Genomic DNA, 17804 nt, shown 5'->3' on the forward strand with positions numbered 1-17804 from the left:
GCCATGCCCGTCCACATCCAGAGCCTCCGGCCCCGGAACCTCCTGTCCTTCGGGCCCGATACGGAGGCCCTCGCCCTCCGGGAGCTCAACGTCGTCATCGGCCCCAACGGCTCGGGCAAGTCCAACCTCATCGAAGTACTGGGACTGCTCGCCGCCACGCCCCGAAGCGTGGGCGATGCCCTCCGCGCGGGAGGTGGCCTCGAGGAGTGGTCGTGGAAGGGCGACCGGAAAGGGACGAAGCCGGGGCTCGAGGCCCTCGTCCAGGGCGCGACCCCCCTGCGCTACGAACTCTCGGCGAGGCCCCATGTCATGCGCCCAGGCCTGGGCGAGCTGGAGGAACGGCTCGTGCACATGTCGGATGCGCAGCAACTGTACTTCGGTGAGCTCAATGGCCTGACCCACATCCTCCATCGCGAGTCGCTGCGGGTGGTGAATTCGCACGACTTCAATTCCACCGAGTCGGTGCTGTCCCAGCGGCAGGACCCCGAGGGCTATCCCGAGATCTTCCAGCTCGCGGGACTTCTGCGCTCGATCCGTTTCTACCGGGACTGGACCTTCGGCCGGACCTTCCCGCCACGAATGCCCCAGCCCGCCGACCTGCCCAACGACTACTTGATGGAGGACGGGCGGAATCTGGGGCTGATGCTCAATCGGATCCGCCGCAGTCCCGAGGCCAAGCAGTCCCTGCTGAGCTACCTGCGGCTGATCTACGACGGCATTCACGACTTCGACGTCAGCGTGCAAGGCGGCACGGTCCAGGTCTTCTTGCATGAGAACACCTGGGTGATCCCCTCCACCCGTCTCTCGGATGGGACGTTGCGCTGGCTGAGCCTGCTCACCGTCCTCCTCAACCCCGCGCCGCAGTCCGTCGTCTGCATCGAGGAGCCCGAAATCGGCCTCCACCCAGACCTGATGCCCTCGCTCGCGAAGCTGCTGCGCGAGGCGAGCGAGCGCATGCAGCTCGTCGTCACCACCCACTCGGATGCCCTGGTCGATGCGCTCTCGAGCACTCCCGAGGCCGTCCTCGTGTGTGAAAAGCACCAGGGCAGCACCGTGATGCGCCGGTGCACGCGCGAGGAGCTGTCGGAGTGGCTCGGTAAATACACGCTGGGACAGCTCTGGCGTCGGGGCGAGCTGGGAGGAAATCGCTGGTGAGCGTGCGCATCTACGTCGAAGGCGGGGGGGATTCCAATGCCCTGCGGACCGAATGCCGACGTGGATTCGCCGAGTTCCTCAAGAAGAGTCTCCCCGCCGGGAAGCAACCCAAGATCGTCGCCTGCGGGAGCCGCAACGACGCGATCGAGGACTTCTGCACGGCCCTTCGCCATCCGCGCGGAGACCAGATCTTCCTCCTCGTCGATGCCGAGGGCCCGGTCTCCGAGAATCAGACAGTCTGGCACATCCTGATCGCCAGCGGCACGTGGGCGCCCATCCCGGAGGTCTCGGAGGACCAGACGCATCTCATGGTGCAGTGCATGGAGAGCTGGTTCCTCGCCGACGTCCCGGCGTTGAAGACGTACTTCGGGCAAGGCTTCCAGGAGTCCGCGCTCCCCAAGAACTCCCGCATCGAGACGGTCTCCAAGCTGGATGTCCTCAACGGATTGAAGAAGGCGACCCGTCAGACCAAGACCAAGGGCGACTACTCCAAGAGTGAGCACAGCTTCGCTATCCTGGCCCTCATCGACCCCACGAAGGTGCGACAGGCCTCTCCCCACGCGGAACGGTTCATCCAGACGCTGCTTCGGCACGTTTGATCGAGTCCGGTCGAAACACGACCTCTGGGGTCTATACAACCGCCCGACATCTCGGGTAGGAAGGAAGACTCACGGGAGGCGTGCACATGAGCGACACGACGAAGTGGAAGGGGCGTCGACTGGGGGGTTATGAGATTGGGGAGCGTTACCCAGACATCCCCGAGGACGAAGGCCGACTCCATGAGGCACGTCACGTCGACACGGGTGAGCCCGCGCTGCTCTTGATGCCCGGCACGGGTGACGACTGGCGCACGTACACGCCCTGGATCGTGGAGGCCACCAACCGCATCGAGCCCCACGGCCTCTTCCTTCGCCTCAAGCGCCTGCCCGGAGGTCGACTGCCCACGTTCCACGAGCTGACCCTCGGCTTCATCCGCCTCGCGGGCCTCCTGGCGCGCATCGACGGACGCGAGGACATCCGCGCTCCTTTCGAGCGTGAACCTCAACCTGGCGCACGCCCCTGGATGAAGCGCTGGGGCCTCATGGGCGCGGGCATCGCCCTGGCTGTCGGCCTCGCCCTCCTCTTCTGGCCTCGGACCACCACGCCTCCGTCGTCCTTCGGCTTCGTCGACGACTCGCCGCTCTTCACGGATGGTCAGGACCTGTCGACTCCCGCCATCGCCTACCCGATGCCCGAGACTCCCTTCAAGGAACAGCGCAAGCCACCCTGCGCCGAAGGCTTGGAGATCGAGGTCCGCGGCGGCTGTTGGATCCGGCATGAGAAGTCCGCCCCCTGCCCTCCCCGCTCGGCCGAGTACCAGGGCCGGTGCTACGTCCCCGTGAAGAAGCCGGACCCGCAACCGCGCTCGATACAGCACTGAATCAAGTATTCAATCCATCAGTCTCAGCAACCCAAGCACAACACAATCACAGACAGGCTGGCATCTACACTCAGCAAGCACGTATGCCACAGGACATAGACCAAGAACGACCTCTTGAGTCTATACAACCGCCCGACATCTCGGGTAGGAAGACACACGGGAGGCGCGGACATGAGTGATACGACGAAGTGGAAGGGGCGTCGGTTGGGGGGCTACGAGATCGGGGAGCGTTACCCAGGCATCCCGGAGGACGAGGGCCGACTTCATGAGGCACGTCACGTCGAAACGGGTGAGCCCGCGCTGCTCTTGATGCCCGGCACGGGCGACGACTGGCGCACGTACACGCCCTGGAGCGTGGAGGCCACGAACCGCACCGAGCCCCACGGCCTCTTCCTCCGCCTCAAGCGCCTGCCCGGGGGGCGGCTGCCCACGTTCCACGAATTGACCCTCGGCTTCATCCGCCTCGCGGGCCTCCTGGCGCGCATCGACGGACGCGAGGACATCCGCGCGCCTTTCGAGCGCGAGCCCCAGCCTGGCGCACGCCCCTGGATGAAGCGCTGGGGTCTCACGGGCGCGGGCATCGCCCTGGCCGCTGGCCTCGCCCTCCTCTTCTGGCCTCGCTCCGCCACGACGCCGGCACTCCACCGGCCCGTCGACGACTCTCCTATTTTCACGAATGGGCAGAGCCCTTCGGCTCCAGCTATCGCCTACCCGATGCCCGAGAAGCCCTTCAAGGAGCAGCGCAAACCACCCTGCATGCCCGAAACGGAAGTCGAGGTTCAGGGCGGCTGTTGGGTGCGCCACCGGAAAGACGCCCCCTGCCCTCCTGGTACAGCCGAACACCAAGGCCGGTGCTACGTGGCCGTGAAGAAGCCCGACCCCGAGCCCAACTCCGTCCAGCCCTGACACCCGCCGGGAACCTTCCGTGCGGTGCGCTGTCCAAGGCCGCGAGCAGCATCTCCCCCTCCACTGAAAGGCATCTCCATGCGCGCCTCCGCGTGCGTCCTGCTGTTGGCGTTGGGGCTCGGCTGCGGCTCGGCCCGTGTCCTTCCGCCTGCGCGCTCCACCGATGCGGACAGCCCCCAACTCCAGGGCCATGTCCGGGCACCGGATGGCTCGCCCTTGCGCGGCGCTCGGGTGGCGCTGGTTCCCTTCGTGCCCACGTGGAACCTGCGGACGGATGCGCCCGTGGCCCTCGTGACGACGAACGCGGAGGGCGCCTTCGCGTTCGGACCCGTTCCCCCCGGGAACTACAGCCTGTCCGCCGTCACCCGAGAGGGCGCGATCGTGTTCTCCCCGCGGCTCGCGGTGAAGGCGGGCGAGCCTCCTCCTCGCCCGGAACTGAGGCTCCCCGAGGCGCGCGACAGTTGGACGGTCTCCGTGGTGGACGAGGCGGACGTGCCCATCACCAGCGCGGCGCTGCGTGTGGTGCGGCCCGGCATGCCCTACGACGATGTGGCATTCCCCGGGGACTCGGCGCCGGGCCTCTTCCGCCTGGAGACCCCGCCCGAGGAGGCATGCGGGCTCATCGTCTCGGCACCGGGCTTCACGACCCGGATGCAGCAGGTGGCGCGTCCGGATGCACCCGTCGTGGTGCGTCTGGAGCGGGTCGCGGACGAGGCCATGCAACGCGCGGCGGTGGATTGGATGAAGCAGCGCGGGGTGAAGCTCCCGTCCGCGGAGCCCGGCCGCGGCGTGGAGGATCTCGAGCCCCTGCGGCCCGTGCTCCAGGATGCGCGGGTGGTGGCCATGGGCGAGGCCACGCACGGCACCCGGGAGTTCTTCCAGCTCAAGCACCGCCTCTTCGAGTTCCTCGTCACGCGCCTGGGCTTCACCGCGCTCGTCTTCGAGAGCAGCTTCGCCGAGATGCTCCCCCTGGATGAGTACGTGCTCACCGGGAAGGGGGACCCCGCCGCGCTGCTCGAGGGCGACACCTGGGACACCGAGGAGGTGCTGGCGCTCGTGCGGTGGATGCGCCGCTACAACGAGGACCCGGCCCACCCCCGGAAGCTCCGGATCTGGGGCATGGACATGCAGTACTCGCCCGAGGCCGTGGCCCGGGTGCTGACCTATCTGGAACAGGTGGACCCCGCGCAGGTCCCCGCGCTCCGCGAGCCCTTCGCCCCCCTGACCGAGCCCAGCGCACGCACCTTTTTCCGATTGCCCCTGGAGCGGAAGGAGGCGGTGCGAGACCTGCTCGACACGCTCTCGGCGCGCTTCGAGCGCGAGCGCGAGGCCTGGAGCCGCCGCACCCGCCCCGAGGCGTGGACCCTGGCGCGACAGAACCTCCGGGTGCTGCGCCAGTACCTGGCCCACGTGCTCCACGAGGCGGGCGGAGAGCGGGACCAGGCCATGGCGGACAACGTGCGCTGGCTGCTGGAGTGGGTGCCCGGGACGCGCATGGCGGTGTGGTCCCACAACGGGCACGTCATGCGGGGGCCGAGCGAGTGGAAGGACATGCCCATGGGGCGGCACCTCGCGCGCACGCTGGGCCCGGCACTCTACGTGTTCGGCTTCGCGTTCCATCAGGGCGCGTTCCAGGCCTTCAACATGGATCCGAACCCGCCCCCCGAGCGCCGGGGCATGGTGGAGTTCTCCGTGCCGCCCTCGCCCGAGGGCTCGCTGGACGAGGTGCTCGCCCGTGTGGGCTGGCCCCTGCTGGCGGTGGACCTGCGCGCCCTGCCCCGGAGCGGCCCCGCCCACGAGTGGTGGCGTCGCACCCACCTCACCCACGACGTGGGCTTCGTTGCCTCGGACCAGGGCGCGCCGTCGCTGAGTTCGGTTCGCGCCCTGGAGAGCTACGACGGCCTCGTGTTCGTGGAGCGCACCACGCGGGCGCGCCCCAATCCCTGACGCCTCACGCGCTCCCGAAGGGGTGTGACGGCGCGCACACGTGGGCGGTGTGCCGCATCACAGCCCCCGCGCGGTCTCCAGGGCACTGTTCTCCTCACTGGGGCGACGAACGCCACAGCAACTCAATCGAGATTGGAACACGCCCATGAAGACGACTGCCTGGATGACCGTGGTGCTGGCTGGCCTCTCCTTCCTTCCCGCCTGCGGTGGTGAGGACCTGAGCCCGATGGAAACCGAGAACCTCGTCCAGACGAGCCAGGCGATCGCCCTCGGTGGGGCGACCTACTCGCTGACCGCCCGCGGAGGCACCACGGGCTTTCCCACCCAGACCGAGTGCCCCGGCGGGTACGTGGCGGTGGGCCTCCATGGTCGCGCCGCGACGTACATCGACCGGCTGGGCCTGCTGTGCCGCGTCCTGAACGCGGATGGCAGTTTCGGCGCGACCTACTACGCCGGTGCGCAGGGCGGATTCGGCGGGAACAACGTCGAGCGCGCGTGTCCGGCCGGGCAGTTCCTCGTGGGCTTCCAGGGCAGCGGTTCCTCCTACGTCGATTCGATCAGCCTTCAGTGCGCATCGCCCGCGCCCTGGATGGCGCACGGCGACTGGCAGAACCAGTCCGGTTCCATGATGGGGAGCAGCGGTGGCACGAGCTTCGAGGATCGGTGCTCGCCGGGCTTCGTGGTCACCTCGCTCAACGTGCGGGTGGGCGGTTACGTCGATCAGATGCAGGGCATTTGCACCCAGCTCTACTGAGCCGCGCCCACCAGGCGCCGGTCGAGGGTCTCGCGCCTCGACGATCCTACCGGCGCCTCACGCGCTCACGCGGTCGTACGCCCGCCAATCTCGGGGAAGCGTTCATACGCCCGCTTGAGCGCATCCAGGTGAGCGGGGTTGTCCAGGTCGAGCGGTGCCTCCGTGAGCCGGACAATCCACCCCCCCGACACCGTGCGCCGTGATCGAGCGAGCAGGTCCTCGTCGCGCGTCGGGTCTGGAAAGCCGAGGGCCCGTGCGGCGGCGGCCGACCAATAGTTCAGCCACCCGAGGCGATGCGGAATCTCCGGCGAGGGCATGGCACTGGGGGACTTGAGCACCGGCAGTCCGCGAGGAGGCGGCCTCAGGTCGTCGGGCCGATTCTTCGTCTGGCGCGCGATGTCCACGCTCGCTTTGAAGGGCGTCGTGAGCCCCCAGAAAGCGCGAGCACTCTCCGCGACAGCCTCCAAGACCTCCGGAGCCGCTGCGATCCCCTCCGCTGCGAAAGGCAGCACCGCATGGACTTCGAACCAGGCTTGACCGCCTGGGGCGCTGTGCGCCGGTTTTTGCCACCCAGCCACCGACACGTAGGCGTTCAAGTCGCCGTTATGGAGGAGCGGAAATTCGCCGACCCACTTCTTTTGGGCGAGCCATGCATCGCGCTCCGTCAACAGGGTGCGCTGTCCCTCTTTGGACGTCGTCCACTCCAGGCGCAAGCCGGGGAACGTGCGCTCCATTCCATGAACCACGGCCATGGGGCGACCATCGGTGCCCACGCTTCCAGGAGCATAGACAATCATGGCCAGTTCATCGTGCTGCGTGGCAGGCATTTCAGCACCAGTCCATGATGATGATCAGTCCTTCAAGCTCGGGGTCCGCGGATTCCAAAGCGGCTTTGTGGGCGGCGCTGCGCACGCCCACTCGGAAGTCAAACCCGCAGGCCCGCGCGAGGTCGCGCTCGATCAGCAACTTCGGCACCTGCTCACTGAGCACGAATCCGCGAAGGTCGCGCGGATATGTGTCGAAATTGTCGGTCTTGACCTCCCACAGCGTGCGCATGGCCAGTTGGAGCGCGTCGAAGTTCTTCCCGTTCACGAACACATCTCCGCCAGGGAAGCTGTTGCCCGGACCCCTGTCGGCGCACGTGTCGTGCGGTTTATTGCCCCCCAGGTGGTACGGCACCGGATTGGGCTCGCACCGAGGACGCTCCCGTTGCGAGGTGTCGGGTGGTTCCAGCGGAGGGCCGGCGGCCCCCTTTGAGTCCGGCTTGGGTCGTTTCCGCAGCGAGAGGTTCCGCGACAGGGACGTTGTCTCGGAACGGTCCTGCCTCGACTCGTAGGCCGCGAGCGCCTCTTTGATGGCGAAGCCCACGACCACCACGCCCGTCACCACCACCGCTCCCACGACAAGCTCCGGTGCCGCCAGGACGCAGAGCCCAAGGCCCACGGCAACGGCCCCGGCGGAAGCCACGGAGCACCGTCCCGTGAGGTCGTGAAACTCGACCTGGCCGTGGTCGAGGGCCGGATAGCAGCGCTCCGCCAGCACGGGCCACGGATGGGACGCCTCTTGCACGGCGCACCGCCCGCCGTCCGTCCAGGGAAGGGCCGCCGCGCGCTGGAGGTTGGTGAGCCGTGGACCCCTGTCTACGGGCTCCTCCGGGCCTGGCGAGGACGTCGCGCAGGCGGAGAGATAGAGCAGAAGGGTGAGGCACACGCGAAAGCGCATGGCTTTGCGTCCGGCCTCACGGCGTGCCGCAGAAGTGGGTGATCGCCCGCGAGAGCACCTGCTCGCAGCGCACCAGGTCCTCCTCGGGGACGAACTCCCCCGTCTGGTGCGCCACCCGGATGTCGCCCGGGCCGAACACCACCGCCTCCGCCCCCAGCGCCGTGAGCTGCGGCGCCTCGGTGCCGAACGACACCGTCGCCGGCGCGTTGCCCGTCTGCTCCGACACGAAGCGCACCACCTCCGCGTCCGCGCTCGTGGCCACACCCGCGTCCATGCGCACCACGTTCACCCGCGCCTCGAAGCCCGGCTCCCGCCGCATCAGCTCCTGACGGATGTGCTCCAGCGCCTTGGCCACCCGTTCCGCCGGCTGTCCCGGAATGGGCCGCCACTCCACCGTGAAGCGGCACGCCCCGGGGATGACGTTCTTCGCCTTGCCCCCCTGGATGAGGCCCACGTTCACCGTGGTGAAGGGCGGATCGAACGTCTCGTCCCGGTCCTCGCACAGCGCGCCGAGCGCCAGCTCCTCGAGCAGTTGCAGGAAGCGCCCCGCGCGGAAGATGGCCGAGGCCCCCGTGGCCGGGTACGCGCTGTGCCCCTCCTTGCCCAGCACCTCCACCTCCGCCAGGCAGTAGCCCTTGTTGGCCCGCACCGGCCGGAGCATCGTGGGCTCGCCGACGATGGCGTGCCGCGCCCGCCCCAGGCCCGCCTTCACCAGGTGCTTGGCCCCGATGAGCCCCGCCTCCTCGTCCGCCGTGAGCACCACCAGCAGGGGCGCGCGCAGGCGCTCGGCGCGCGTGGCCGCGTGCAGCGCGCAGGCGATGAAGCCCTTCGTGTCACACGCCCCGCGCCCGTAGAGCTTGCCGTCCCGGCCCGTGAGCGTCAGGGCCTCCTTCCACTCCGAGTCGTACGGCACGCAGTCCGAGTGCCCCACCAGCGCGAGCGCCGCGCGGCCCTCGTCGCCGCCCTTGAGCGCGAGCAGGTTCACCTTCTCCACGCCCGCCGCGTCCGTGTAGCGCTGGCGCTGGGCGGAGAAGCCCGCGGCCTCCAGTCGGGCCTGGACGAGCTCGATGAAGGGCAGGTTGGTGCGTGCCGAGGTGGTGTCCACCGCGACGAGTTCCGCCAGGGAAGCCCGCAGCGCGGGCAAGGTGTCACTCACGGGTACAACCTCCGAGCGAGGGAGTGGAAGGCCCGGCCGGACGCCTCGGCGAGGGCATGGTGGCCATCCGTCACCACCGCGCGGCCCCCCACCACCACGTCGCGCACCGCCGCCTTGTCCCCGCCCAGGACGATGCCGGCCAGCAGCGAGGCCGGGCTCGCGCCCAGGAGCGAGGGGTGATTCAGGTCCACGGTGAAGAAGTCCGCCGGGGCGCCGGGCGCGAGCATCCCCGCGTCGAGCCCCAGTGAGCGCGCGCCCTGCGCGGTGGCCATGTCGAACAGCCGGGCCGCCAGGCCGTCCACCGCGCCCGTGCCCGGGTCGAGCACCGCGCGCCGTAGCCGCGCGAGCCGCAGGTGGCCCTCGAGTTGTCGCGCCTCGTCCAGCAGATCCACCGTGGCCTGGCTGTCCGAGCCCAGGCACACCCGCACGCCCGCCTGGAGCAGTACGTCCGCCGGGACGATGCCATCGCCCAGGTTGCGCTCGGTGGAAGGGCACGCGCAGACCAGCGCCTCGCGCTCGCCGAGCAGCCGCGCCTCGGCCTCTGTCACGTGCACCGCGTGCACGGCGGTGAAGCGCGGACTCAGGAGGCCCACGTCCGCGAGCAGCTCCACGGGCCGCCGGCCATGCTCGGCGAGGCACGCTTCGATCTCGCGGGGCTGCTCGGCCACGTGCATGTGCAGGGGCAGGTCCGGCAGCGCGGTCGCGGCGGCGGCGAGCCACTCGCGCGTCACGGCGCGCACGCTGTGGGGCGCCAGGCCCACGCTCACCCCGGGCTGTCCCTTCGTCGTCCGGGCCAGCGTCTCCACGGAGGCGAGGAAGGTGTCCACGTTGGGGTCGATGAAGCGGCGCTGGCGGGGGTTGGGCGCCACGCGGAAGCCCGCGCGCGCGTAGCCCACCCGGAGCAGCACGATGCGCAGGCCCACGTCCTGGGCGGCGCCGATGACGGCGTGCGCGAGCTCGTTCGGATCCGCGTAGGGCGTGCCGTCCGCCTGGTGGTGCAGGTAGTGGAACTCGCCCACGGCGGTGATGCCCGCGAGCACCATCTCCAGGAAGGCCTGGCGCGAGGCGAGGTACACCTCCTCGGGCGAGAGGGACTCGGCGGCGCGGTACATGGCCTCGCGCCAGCTCCAGAAGTCGTCCGAGCCGACCCCCGAGGGCACGTACTCGGTGCGCCCGCGGATGAGGCGCTGGAAGGCGTGCGAGTGGCCGTTGACGAGCCCCGGCAGCAGCGCGCGTCCGGGCAGGCGGACGACGCGGGCGCCCTCGGGCACGGGCCCCGCCAGGACGCGGCCGTCGGCGCCGACCGTCAGCGCGCGTCCCTCGTGGAACCGGCCCTCGGCGAAGAGGACGTCCGGTTGATAGACGGTGGTGGCGTTCACCCGCCCGAGCCTATGCCAGCCGGCTCACCCGGCCCAGAGCAGAGCCAGTTCGAGGTCCACGGCGTCGAAGGGTTCGGCGCGCACCCGTTCCTCGGTGGAGAAGGACTCCACCAGGAGCCAGTGGCCGCCCTCGCGCCGGAAGATGTCGAGCGTGTGCGCGAGGGGGTCCACATGCCACACGTGGCGGACACCATCCCGGCCGTAGATGCGCATCTTCGGCCCCTTGTCGACGCGCTGCGTCCGCGCCGAGAGCACCTCGCACACCCAGTCCGGGGCGAGCGCGTAGTGAGACGGCGCGCCCTCGCCCTCTAGCGAATGGGGCATGCGCTCGCGCCGCCAGCCCGCGAGGTCCGGCACGAGCTTGTCCGGACGCGGGCCGAGGTCGAGTTCCGGCTCATCCAGGATGACCCAGCCCCCGGGGCCGCCGCGCCCCAGCCAGAAGGGTCCACCCAGGAGGACGCCCAGTTGCGAGGCCACCCGGGTATGCGGCTGGGCGGGACGTGGGCTGACGTAGAGCTCACCCGCGACGATCTCCGCCACCTGCTCGGGAGGAACCGCTTGAAAGGCCGCCTCCACGGACGGGGCGTTGCGCTCGGTGGACTCGGCCTTGGGGTCTCGGGGATCCATGCGAAGAAACTCCAGCATGACTTCCAACGTTGGCGCAACAACCCGATGTCACGAGTAGCAACGACATGCCGAGAGCGTACGTACAGAAGCAAGTTTACGACCAGCGGCCGACGTCGAATGAATAGGTCCACTTCCTGATTGAGGCCAAGCCGTCATCCGGTATTTTCATCCACACAGAGGCAATATCCACGAGAAACCAACTAGCTACGCACACCCAGCAGACAAACAAGGCTATGCAAATTTACGTATTATTACCTCTTGTCCTTCTCTTGGCCTGCGCGACATCGGCGCCGGCGCCAAGGACTTTTGACGCCCCTCATCAGAAAATTACCAATCTTCAGCGAGCGGCTGCGCTGCCTTGGATAGACGATGGGCGCTGCGTGGTCAGGGAAGCGTCGCGAGCATGGTCCGTGGTCGCGGAACGGTGCTTTCATGCGCTCGACCAAGAGCGAGTCCGTTTCCATGATCTCACAGGGCGATGTACAACACTCGCGTCCGCAGGTGTGGCCGTCATGGGGATCGGAATGTGTATCCTGGCGGCGCCCGAGGTCATCGTCGGGACCGTGGTCGTCATTGGCGTGGTGACCCTGGCGGTGGCCATTGAGCAGGAACTCGGCGAGTATGCACTAAAGGGAGTATGGCCCGAGGACGGCAGCTCGAGTACTCAGTCTGGAGCGCAGTCTGCCGACAAGCACCCCTTGGCGGACAAGAAGGCAAAACCCCAGACATCATCTTCGGGTCAAGACTGGCTGCCTCCCCATCCGCCCGACGCGCCCGTAGGTGAGCATCAACCTGATTGCAGGCCTGTCAAAGTAGCGCACCGGGGTGGCCATCCATTACACAATCAGTGTGCTGACAACGTTCCCCACAACGGTTTCTCCGGAGGAGATGTCCGGGTCAATGGCAAGAATTTCGATGCACTCCAAGTGGCCTCGCGGACGCTTTGGGAGGTCAAGACCACCAACATAGAAGCCTACAATCCGTACGTTCAACGGGCCGAGCTCGAAAAGCAGGTCGAGGAGGCGCAAAGAGAGCGAGACCTCGCGGCGGCTTGCGGCTATGACTTCGTCATGGGGGTTCGCACCCAAGCGCACAAGGCGCTGCTCGAGCGTGAAGACTTCACACTTCGGGTCGTTGTCATGGACTGGTGCTGACATGCCCGAGTTGGAAGATGCTCTAGGCATCATTAGCTACTCGCCTGCGCTCGGGGAGGGAGACGTACGCCCCTTGGCTATTGTTCAAGGGCTGGAACATGCGCGTCCAGGGGTTCGTCTGGAGTGGACCGTTTCCGACGCGCACCAGCTCGTCGCATTGCCAGGGCGCGATGCATGGCTTGTCCGGTCGATGAAATCCGGAGGCTTTCCACTCCTCTGCAACAACGACGCGCGAGCCCCCGTGATGATTTCCGGGCGAGGACGCGCCGCGACCTCGAGTCCAGGCGGTCAACCCCTGCTCGAAGTTCATGCGCAACTGCCGCTCGATACCGAGAGCGCCGCGTCGGCAACACAGGTGTTGGAGGCAATAGCGGAAGGCGCCCGTGCCTACTGGGGACATGCGTCCCGCAAGAGCATCGGGTCGGAGCTCGCGCGGCAGCTCCAGCATGCCAGTCATGGACCAGCGCTCTCACCGCGTGGGCTTCCCATGCTCAAGCCGCCTTGGCGCCTCTCGTCTCCCCTCATTCCGTACCATCTGGGATGGCTGAACTACTGGTCGGCTGCCACCGCGCACGCCCTCGGTTTCCCCGACCCCACTTGTGATGCGGAGTGGCTCGCCCATGCACGGCGCACGGCGACGGGGGGATGGGTCGTTCGGCTCACGGAGACGCCACTCGATTTTGACCATCCCGCCCATCTGGAAGCGCTGCGGCGGGCCTACGAGCGCTTCCCCCTTATTGGAGGGCGTGCTTCCAGTTGACGGGACCCCGCCCCCAAACATTCCTCAAGGCGCTGGACGGTAGCCCTGGGTCACCGCCGCGCTCACGGGCGAGAAGGCGTCCACGGGTGAGCCTGTCCAGGTACTCGTGGGCGCGCGCAACTGCACCGGTGTGCCCGCCGCGCCATCGCAGGTGACGCTGTCGACCAGCTCCAGCGTGGTGCCGCCCTCCTTGGAGACCACGGCGCCGCACGGCCCGGCGTCCGAGAGGATGGAGTTCGTCACCTTCACGCGCGCCGCCGGCGTGGCGTTGTTCTCCAGGACGATCTCGCTGCCCGCGTTGCCGAAGAAGGTGGAGTCGTAGACCTCCACATAGCCCTGCGACCACAGGCCCGCGGTGGAGTAGTTGTCGTGCTTCTGGGCGTAGGCGCTCAGCACGTTGTTGAGCGTGGTGGGCTGGGGGCTGTCGTTCCACAGGCGGAAGTTGCGCTTGTTGCGCAGCGCCACGCAGTTCTCGTAGTAGGCCGCCTGCGACTTGTCGTCCCAGCCGCCGTCCGTGTTGTCGTACGCCGCCGAGTTCAAGAAGGAGATGCGCGACGCGCTGCGCTCCAGCGAGAAGCCATCCCCGTTCTGGTAGTCCCCCGCCGCGGCGCTCTGGTACGTGTTGTTGCGCGCCGTCACCCGGTTGAACACCACGTCGCGTGCGCCCGGCACGCCGTTCGTCTTGGGGTTCTCCACCGACACGCCGAAGGGGAAGGCCTCCGTGGGCCAGGTGGCGTCCTCCCTGGCCCACCACGCGCTTCTTCTGCGCCGCCGTGCCGCTCGCGTCGGAGAGGAACTGCACGGCGTGGCGCGCTCGTCGGGGTCGCTCCGCCAAGGCGACAGCAAGCCTGCGCACAGAGGTCATGCCGGCAACCACCGCCTCACGCGCTTCGACATGGGGACTCCAATCCAAGAGATGGAGCCCCCACCCTACTCCGCGCGGCTGTCCGGTTTCCCGGGAATTACCGCCGGGCCGCCTTGGCCGGATCGATCTCTTCCTCGGGACGCTCGGACACCGTGGCGCCCTCCCACTTCTCGCCCGCGCCGAGCCGCCAATCCGAGGGGACGTCCAGCTTCCAGAGGTACTTGGCCGTGGCGTCGCCGCCCGAGGCCGCGCGGGAGCTCACCTGGAAGGCGATCTCCATCTTCTTCACCTCGCTGGGCATCAGGTCCATGTCGTAGTGGCCCAGGACCATCTGCGGGGGGAACTCGGCGATGAAGCGCTCGGGGAAGTCCACCTTCATGGCGGGGTCGTCCGCGTTCATCTCGCCAATGAGCTTGCCGCGCTCGTCGGTGAGCTTCCAGTGGGTGTTGAAGGAGGCGCTCGTCATCATCTTCTTCATCTTCCCGTCGGTCTTCTCCTCGCGCTGGGCGCCCCAGAGCACCAGGCGCAGGCGCACCTGCGGCTTGTCGAGCACCTTGACGAGCTCGGCGTCCACCACGTCCAGGCGCATGCCCTTGTCGGTGGCCGTCCACAGGGGCTTGTACTTGCCCTCGCGCATCAGATCGAACACCCGGCGCGTGTACGTGTAGAAGGCCTTGCGGTCCTCGGCGCGATCGTCCTTGTCACCGCGCGCGGCGAGCTCGGTGAGGTAGGCGTCGAAGTCCTTGCCCAGCTTGAAGCGGTCCTGGTGGGCGGAGACCTGCTCGAAGTACTTCTTGAAGAAGGGCGGCAGCTCCTGCCGGTAGGCGGACTCGTCGGGGTTGATGCGCATCCACCCCACGCGCTCGAGGTAGTCCTTCTGCACGTGCGTGAGGTCCGCCTCCCGCTGGGCCTCCGTGGCCCGGGCGCCCGCGGCGCGGGACGTCATCACCGCGGCGAGCAGTGCGCCGACGATGACGAGGGCGACTCCGAAATAACGCTTCAAGCGAATGGCTCCTGTCCTGGAAGTGACCGCTCTAGTGATATGAGACCTGCTTCGCGTGTACCAGACCACCGGATGCTACGTGTCGCCGGTTGCACTCCCCTTGGAGGAGGGCGGCCTGTTGGGCAGGGCCCACGTCGCCTGGTGTACCTACGGCGAGCGCTCGGACGACAATGTTGTGGTGTTGCTGCACGACCTGGCGCACTCGCACCAGGCGTTGGGGCCCGTCACGGGCGGTGCGTACGAGCCCGGGGGCTGGGCCACGGAGCTCGTGGGCGAGGGGCGGCCGTTGGACCCGGCCGCGCTGCACGTGGTGGTGCCCAACCTGTTGGGCAGCCCCTTCGGCTCCACGTCGCCGGTGTCGGTGGACCCGCAGTCGGGCCAGCCCTACGGGGCGGCGCTGCCCACGGTGACGGTGCTGGACATGGCGCGCGCGGTGGCGGCGATGCTGCGCGGGATGAAGGTGGAGCGCGTCCGGGCGGTGGTGGGCATGGGGCTCGGGGGCATGGTGGCGCTGCGGCTCGCGGCGCTCTTTCCGGAGCAGGTGGGCTCGGTGGTGGTGCTGGGCGCGGCCAAGGTGCTGCCCGAGTCCCTGCGCGAGCGGCTCGGGCTGGTGCGGCACACGCTGCGCATGGAGGCGGATCCCCGGCGCGCCCTGCGCAAGCAGTACCTGGAGTACCTGGGGCTCGTGCGGGCGCCCGGTGACGCGCCCTCCGAGGCCGAGGCCCGGGCCTACCAGGCGCTGGACGCCGAGGCCCAGGCCTTCGCCGAGCACTTCGACGCGCACGCCTGGGCGCTGTTGTGCACCGCCTACGCGGGCGCGGACCTGTCCGAGTGCCTGGGCGAGGTGCGCGCGCCGGTGCTGCTGGCCGCGGCGGTCAACGACGTGCTCGCCCCGCCCTCGCGGGTGCGGGACACCTACCACCAGCTCAGCGCGGCGGGTCTGCGCACGCACTACCACGAGCTGCCCGAGCCCTTCGCCCACCGGGCGCTCTTGACGGAGGCGCGGCGGCTGCACGCCCCCTTGCGCGACTTCCTGCGCCGGCGCGGCTAGAGCGACGGCAGCGGGTGCAGGAGCCGCCCGCGCAGGGCGCCCACGATCATCCCGATGGCGATGTCGTTGTTGCCGCCGTGCGGGACGATGATGTCCGCGTGGTGCTTGGAGGGCTCGACGAAGCCCATGTGCATGGGCCGCACGTGGCGCAGGTACTGGCTCACCACGTGATCGAAGTCACGGCCGCGCTCGTGGATGTCGCGCTCGAGCCGGCGCAGGATGCGCAGGTCGTCATCGGTGTCCACGTAGATGCGCACGTTCATCTCGTCGCGCACGGGCTTCATGTGCAGCACGAGGATGCCCTCCAGGAGGATCATGTCTCCCGGGTCCACCTTGACGGTGTGGGCCTGGCGCGTGGACGTCTTGAAGTCGTAGACGGGCTTCTCGATGGGGCGCCCGGCCTTGAGCTCGCGGATGTGCGCGACGAGCAGATCCGTGTCGAAGGCGTCCGGGTGGTCGAAGTTGACCTCGCGGCGCTCCGCCAGGTCCAGGTCCGCCAGGTCCCGGTAGTACGAGTCCTGATCGATGAAGGCCACGCGGCAGTCGGCCAGCGCATCGCGGACCTTGCGGGCCACCGTGGTCTTGCCGGACGCGGTCCCACCAGCGATGCCAACGACGAGAGGTGACGACATGGGCGCGAACTACCGCAGCGGGCGGGCGGGCGCAAGACTCCGTCCGGTACCCCACATCTCGGGCGCCTTCCGGGCCGCTTCGTGCCCCACTCAACCCGGGGCCTGTCCGGAGCTCGACGCGCGAGGGGTCGGCGTAAACACGTGCATTCCCCGACTCTCCCGTTAACCCTATAAGACTGGGAGGTCGCCTGCTTTTCCAGGGGCGGACAGCCAGCTGTCCCGGGGGTGGAGTCCATCATCCGGGCCTTGTCTCGCGCAGTGGGGGGAGGAAGACATGAGAAACGTCCTGACCGGGAGCACCCGTCGTCTGTCTCGCGTGTCCACCATCCTGTCCCGTGTCTGGATGTGTGCCCTGCTGGCGGTGGGGGCCTGTGGGCCGCTGGAGACCCCGCCCGAGGAGGAGCTCTGGGCGACGTCTTCCCAGGCCCTGGAGTCCCACGGAGGGCTGTCGGCCGCCGACCTGTCACTGCACGGGCTGTCGCTCAACGGCCTGTCCCTCAACGGCCTGTCGCTCAACGGGCTGTCGCTCAACGGCCTGTCCCTCAACGGCCTGTCCCTCAACGGGCTCGCGGCGGAAGCCTTCGCGCAGTGGTTCCAGGAGGACGCCGAGCTGCATGCCCAGGTGATGAAGTACGTCGTGCGCTGTGCCGTCCCGGCGAACCAGACGCGGACCCACACGGCCGCGGACGGACGGAGCTGGACGTGGGCGGGCGGCCTGGGGCTGGCGCCCACGTGGAGCGACGGCGCCTCGGCCACCTTGACCGAGCAGCGCCTGGTCTCCGCGTGTCTGGCGGCCCACGCCAACAAGTTCGGGATTCAGGTGGCCATGTCCGTGCTGGGCCGTGACGCCCGGGGCGCGGCGCTCGCCACGGCCTCCGACGAGGCCTGGCGCTTTCCCCTGCGCGAGGGCTGCTTCTTCGGCAACCTCTTCAACGGCGAGGGCATCTACGCCGGCAACGACAACCGGGGCCTCAACCACCGCAACAGCACGCCGCGCGCCTGCGCCCTGTCCATCAAGAAGTCCGGCCCCCCCGTGTGCGAGCCCCTCGTCCGCGTGGACTCGGACTGCTCGGCGATCTGCACCCTGGACGTCACGGGGCGCTTCTACGCGTCCTGTACCTCCAACGGCATCACCTACCCGGCGCTCACCACGCGGCTGCGCACCGAGGACCTCTACACGTGCGGCGACGGCGTCTGCCAGGTGAGCGAGTCCTGTGGCACCGGCACCGAGTACGACAACTGCGCGGCGGATTGCGGCGCCTGCAAGTGAGCC

18 protein-coding genes are annotated in these 17804 nt (G+C 68.6%); 10 read left to right on the forward strand and 8 right to left on the reverse strand.

Going from position 1 to position 17804, the window contains the following annotated elements; genetic code table 11:
• The first annotated feature begins 3 nt into the window (after window positions 1-3).
• From I3V78_RS27445 to I3V78_RS27470, 6 genes are all read left to right on the forward strand, one after another.
• Window positions 4-1155, forward strand: coding sequence for an AAA family ATPase (locus tag I3V78_RS27445; protein ID WP_204491635.1), 1152 nt, complete (start codon window positions 4-6; stop codon window positions 1153-1155).
• A complete protein-coding gene (locus I3V78_RS27450; RefSeq protein ID WP_204491638.1) occupies window positions 1152-1754 on the forward strand; it encodes a DUF4276 family protein in 603 nt (200 codons plus the stop codon). Before I3V78_RS27445 ends, I3V78_RS27450 begins: the two co-directional genes overlap by 4 nt.
• Before the next feature lie 86 nt (window positions 1755-1840).
• Window positions 1841-2575, forward strand: a complete 735-nt coding sequence (locus tag I3V78_RS27455; RefSeq protein WP_204491640.1) for a hypothetical protein — start codon at window positions 1841-1843, stop codon at window positions 2573-2575.
• 171 nt (window positions 2576-2746) lie between these two features.
• Window positions 2747-3481, forward strand: coding sequence for a hypothetical protein (locus tag I3V78_RS27460; protein ID WP_204491642.1), 735 nt, complete (start codon window positions 2747-2749; stop codon window positions 3479-3481).
• Between the two features lie 78 nt (window positions 3482-3559).
• Window positions 3560-5428, forward strand: a complete 1869-nt coding sequence (locus I3V78_RS27465) for an erythromycin esterase family protein (protein WP_204491645.1) — start codon at window positions 3560-3562, stop codon at window positions 5426-5428.
• Between the two features lie 145 nt (window positions 5429-5573).
• Window positions 5574-6182, forward strand: a complete 609-nt coding sequence (locus I3V78_RS27470) for a hypothetical protein (protein WP_204491647.1) — start codon at window positions 5574-5576, stop codon at window positions 6180-6182.
• Between the two features lie 65 nt (window positions 6183-6247).
• On the opposite strand, the gene I3V78_RS27475 is transcribed toward I3V78_RS27470, so the two are convergent.
• The 5 genes from I3V78_RS27475 to I3V78_RS27495 form a co-directional block, all read right to left on the reverse strand.
• Complete coding sequence (locus I3V78_RS27475; RefSeq protein WP_204491649.1) at window positions 6248-7009, reverse strand: DUF5953 family protein; 762 nt, start codon at window positions 7007-7009, stop codon at window positions 6248-6250.
• A 1-nt stretch (window position 7010) separates the two neighbouring features.
• The gene (locus tag I3V78_RS27480) at window positions 7011-7724 is read right to left on the reverse strand and encodes a DUF6310 domain-containing protein (protein ID WP_338023766.1); all 714 of its coding nucleotides are present in this window, start codon (window positions 7722-7724) and stop codon (window positions 7011-7013) included.
• Between the two features lie 196 nt (window positions 7725-7920).
• A complete protein-coding gene (gene argE / locus I3V78_RS27485; protein ID WP_204491654.1) occupies window positions 7921-9060 on the reverse strand; it encodes an acetylornithine deacetylase in 1140 nt (379 codons plus the stop codon).
• The gene (gene hutF, locus I3V78_RS27490; protein ID WP_204491657.1) at window positions 9057-10439 is read right to left on the reverse strand and encodes a formimidoylglutamate deiminase; all 1383 of its coding nucleotides are present in this window, start codon (window positions 10437-10439) and stop codon (window positions 9057-9059) included. Before hutF ends, argE begins: the two co-directional genes overlap by 4 nt.
• A 24-nt stretch (window positions 10440-10463) precedes the next feature.
• A complete protein-coding gene (locus I3V78_RS27495) occupies window positions 10464-11066 on the reverse strand; it encodes a Uma2 family endonuclease (RefSeq protein WP_204491659.1) in 603 nt (200 codons plus the stop codon).
• Between the two features lie 512 nt (window positions 11067-11578).
• Between I3V78_RS27495 and I3V78_RS27500 the strand changes: the two genes are divergently transcribed.
• Entirely contained in the window at window positions 11579-12220 is a 642-nt protein-coding gene (locus tag I3V78_RS27500) for a DUF6310 domain-containing protein (RefSeq protein WP_239576648.1), read from the forward strand.
• A 1-nt stretch (window position 12221) separates the two neighbouring features.
• Window positions 12222-12980, forward strand: coding sequence for a DUF5953 family protein (locus tag I3V78_RS39490; RefSeq protein ID WP_239576649.1), 759 nt, complete (start codon window positions 12222-12224; stop codon window positions 12978-12980).
• A gap of 24 nt (window positions 12981-13004) precedes the next feature.
• On the opposite strand, the gene I3V78_RS27505 is transcribed toward I3V78_RS39490, so the two are convergent.
• Together I3V78_RS27505 and I3V78_RS27510 are read right to left on the reverse strand one after the other, a co-directional pair.
• A complete protein-coding gene (locus I3V78_RS27505; RefSeq protein ID WP_204491664.1) occupies window positions 13005-13682 on the reverse strand; it encodes a right-handed parallel beta-helix repeat-containing protein in 678 nt (225 codons plus the stop codon).
• Between the two features lie 260 nt (window positions 13683-13942).
• Complete coding sequence (locus tag I3V78_RS27510) at window positions 13943-14848, reverse strand: hypothetical protein (RefSeq protein ID WP_204491666.1); 906 nt, start codon at window positions 14846-14848, stop codon at window positions 13943-13945.
• 118 nt (window positions 14849-14966) lie between these two features.
• Between I3V78_RS27510 and I3V78_RS27515 the strand changes: the two genes are divergently transcribed.
• Entirely contained in the window at window positions 14967-15899 is a 933-nt protein-coding gene (locus tag I3V78_RS27515) for an alpha/beta fold hydrolase (RefSeq protein WP_338023767.1), read from the forward strand.
• On the opposite strand, the gene udk is transcribed toward I3V78_RS27515, so the two are convergent.
• Window positions 15896-16531: a uridine kinase gene (udk, locus tag I3V78_RS27520; RefSeq protein WP_204491671.1), complete on the reverse strand. Its 636-nt coding sequence runs from the start codon at window positions 16529-16531 to the stop codon at window positions 15896-15898. The two genes, I3V78_RS27515 and udk, sit on opposite strands and share 4 nt — an antisense overlap.
• Window positions 16532-16805: 274 nt before the next feature.
• On the opposite strand from udk, the gene I3V78_RS27525 reads away from it, so the two are divergent.
• Window positions 16806-17801, forward strand: coding sequence for a hypothetical protein (locus I3V78_RS27525; protein ID WP_204491673.1), 996 nt, complete (start codon window positions 16806-16808; stop codon window positions 17799-17801).
• Window positions 17802-17804: the final 3 nt, after the last annotated feature.

It is taken from the genome of Archangium primigenium (assembly GCF_016904885.1).
GTDB classification, from domain to species: Bacteria; Myxococcota; Myxococcia; order Myxococcales; family Myxococcaceae; genus Cystobacter; species Cystobacter primigenius.

Coding starts and splice junctions, on each gene's coding strand:
- I3V78_RS27470 (WP_204491647.1), top strand. CDS start 5,574: ATGAAGACGACTGCCTGGATGACCGTGGTGCTGGCTGGCCTCTCCTTC.
- udk (WP_204491671.1), bottom strand. CDS start 16,531: ATGTCGTCACCTCTCGTCGTTGGCATCGCTGGTGGGACCGCGTCCGGC.
- I3V78_RS39490 (WP_239576649.1), top strand. CDS start 12,222: ATGCCCGAGTTGGAAGATGCTCTAGGCATCATTAGCTACTCGCCTGCG.
- I3V78_RS27445 (WP_204491635.1), top strand. CDS start 4: ATGCCCGTCCACATCCAGAGCCTCCGGCCCCGGAACCTCCTGTCCTTC.
- I3V78_RS27455 (WP_204491640.1), top strand. CDS start 1,841: ATGAGCGACACGACGAAGTGGAAGGGGCGTCGACTGGGGGGTTATGAG.
- I3V78_RS27500 (WP_239576648.1), top strand. CDS start 11,579: ATGGGGATCGGAATGTGTATCCTGGCGGCGCCCGAGGTCATCGTCGGG.
- I3V78_RS27475 (WP_204491649.1), bottom strand. CDS start 7,009: ATGCCTGCCACGCAGCACGATGAACTGGCCATGATTGTCTATGCTCCT.
- I3V78_RS27460 (WP_204491642.1), top strand. CDS start 2,747: ATGAGTGATACGACGAAGTGGAAGGGGCGTCGGTTGGGGGGCTACGAG.
- I3V78_RS27525 (WP_204491673.1), top strand. CDS start 16,806: ATGAGAAACGTCCTGACCGGGAGCACCCGTCGTCTGTCTCGCGTGTCC.
- I3V78_RS27465 (WP_204491645.1), top strand. CDS start 3,560: ATGCGCGCCTCCGCGTGCGTCCTGCTGTTGGCGTTGGGGCTCGGCTGC.
- I3V78_RS27495 (WP_204491659.1), bottom strand. CDS start 11,066: ATGGATCCCCGAGACCCCAAGGCCGAGTCCACCGAGCGCAACGCCCCG.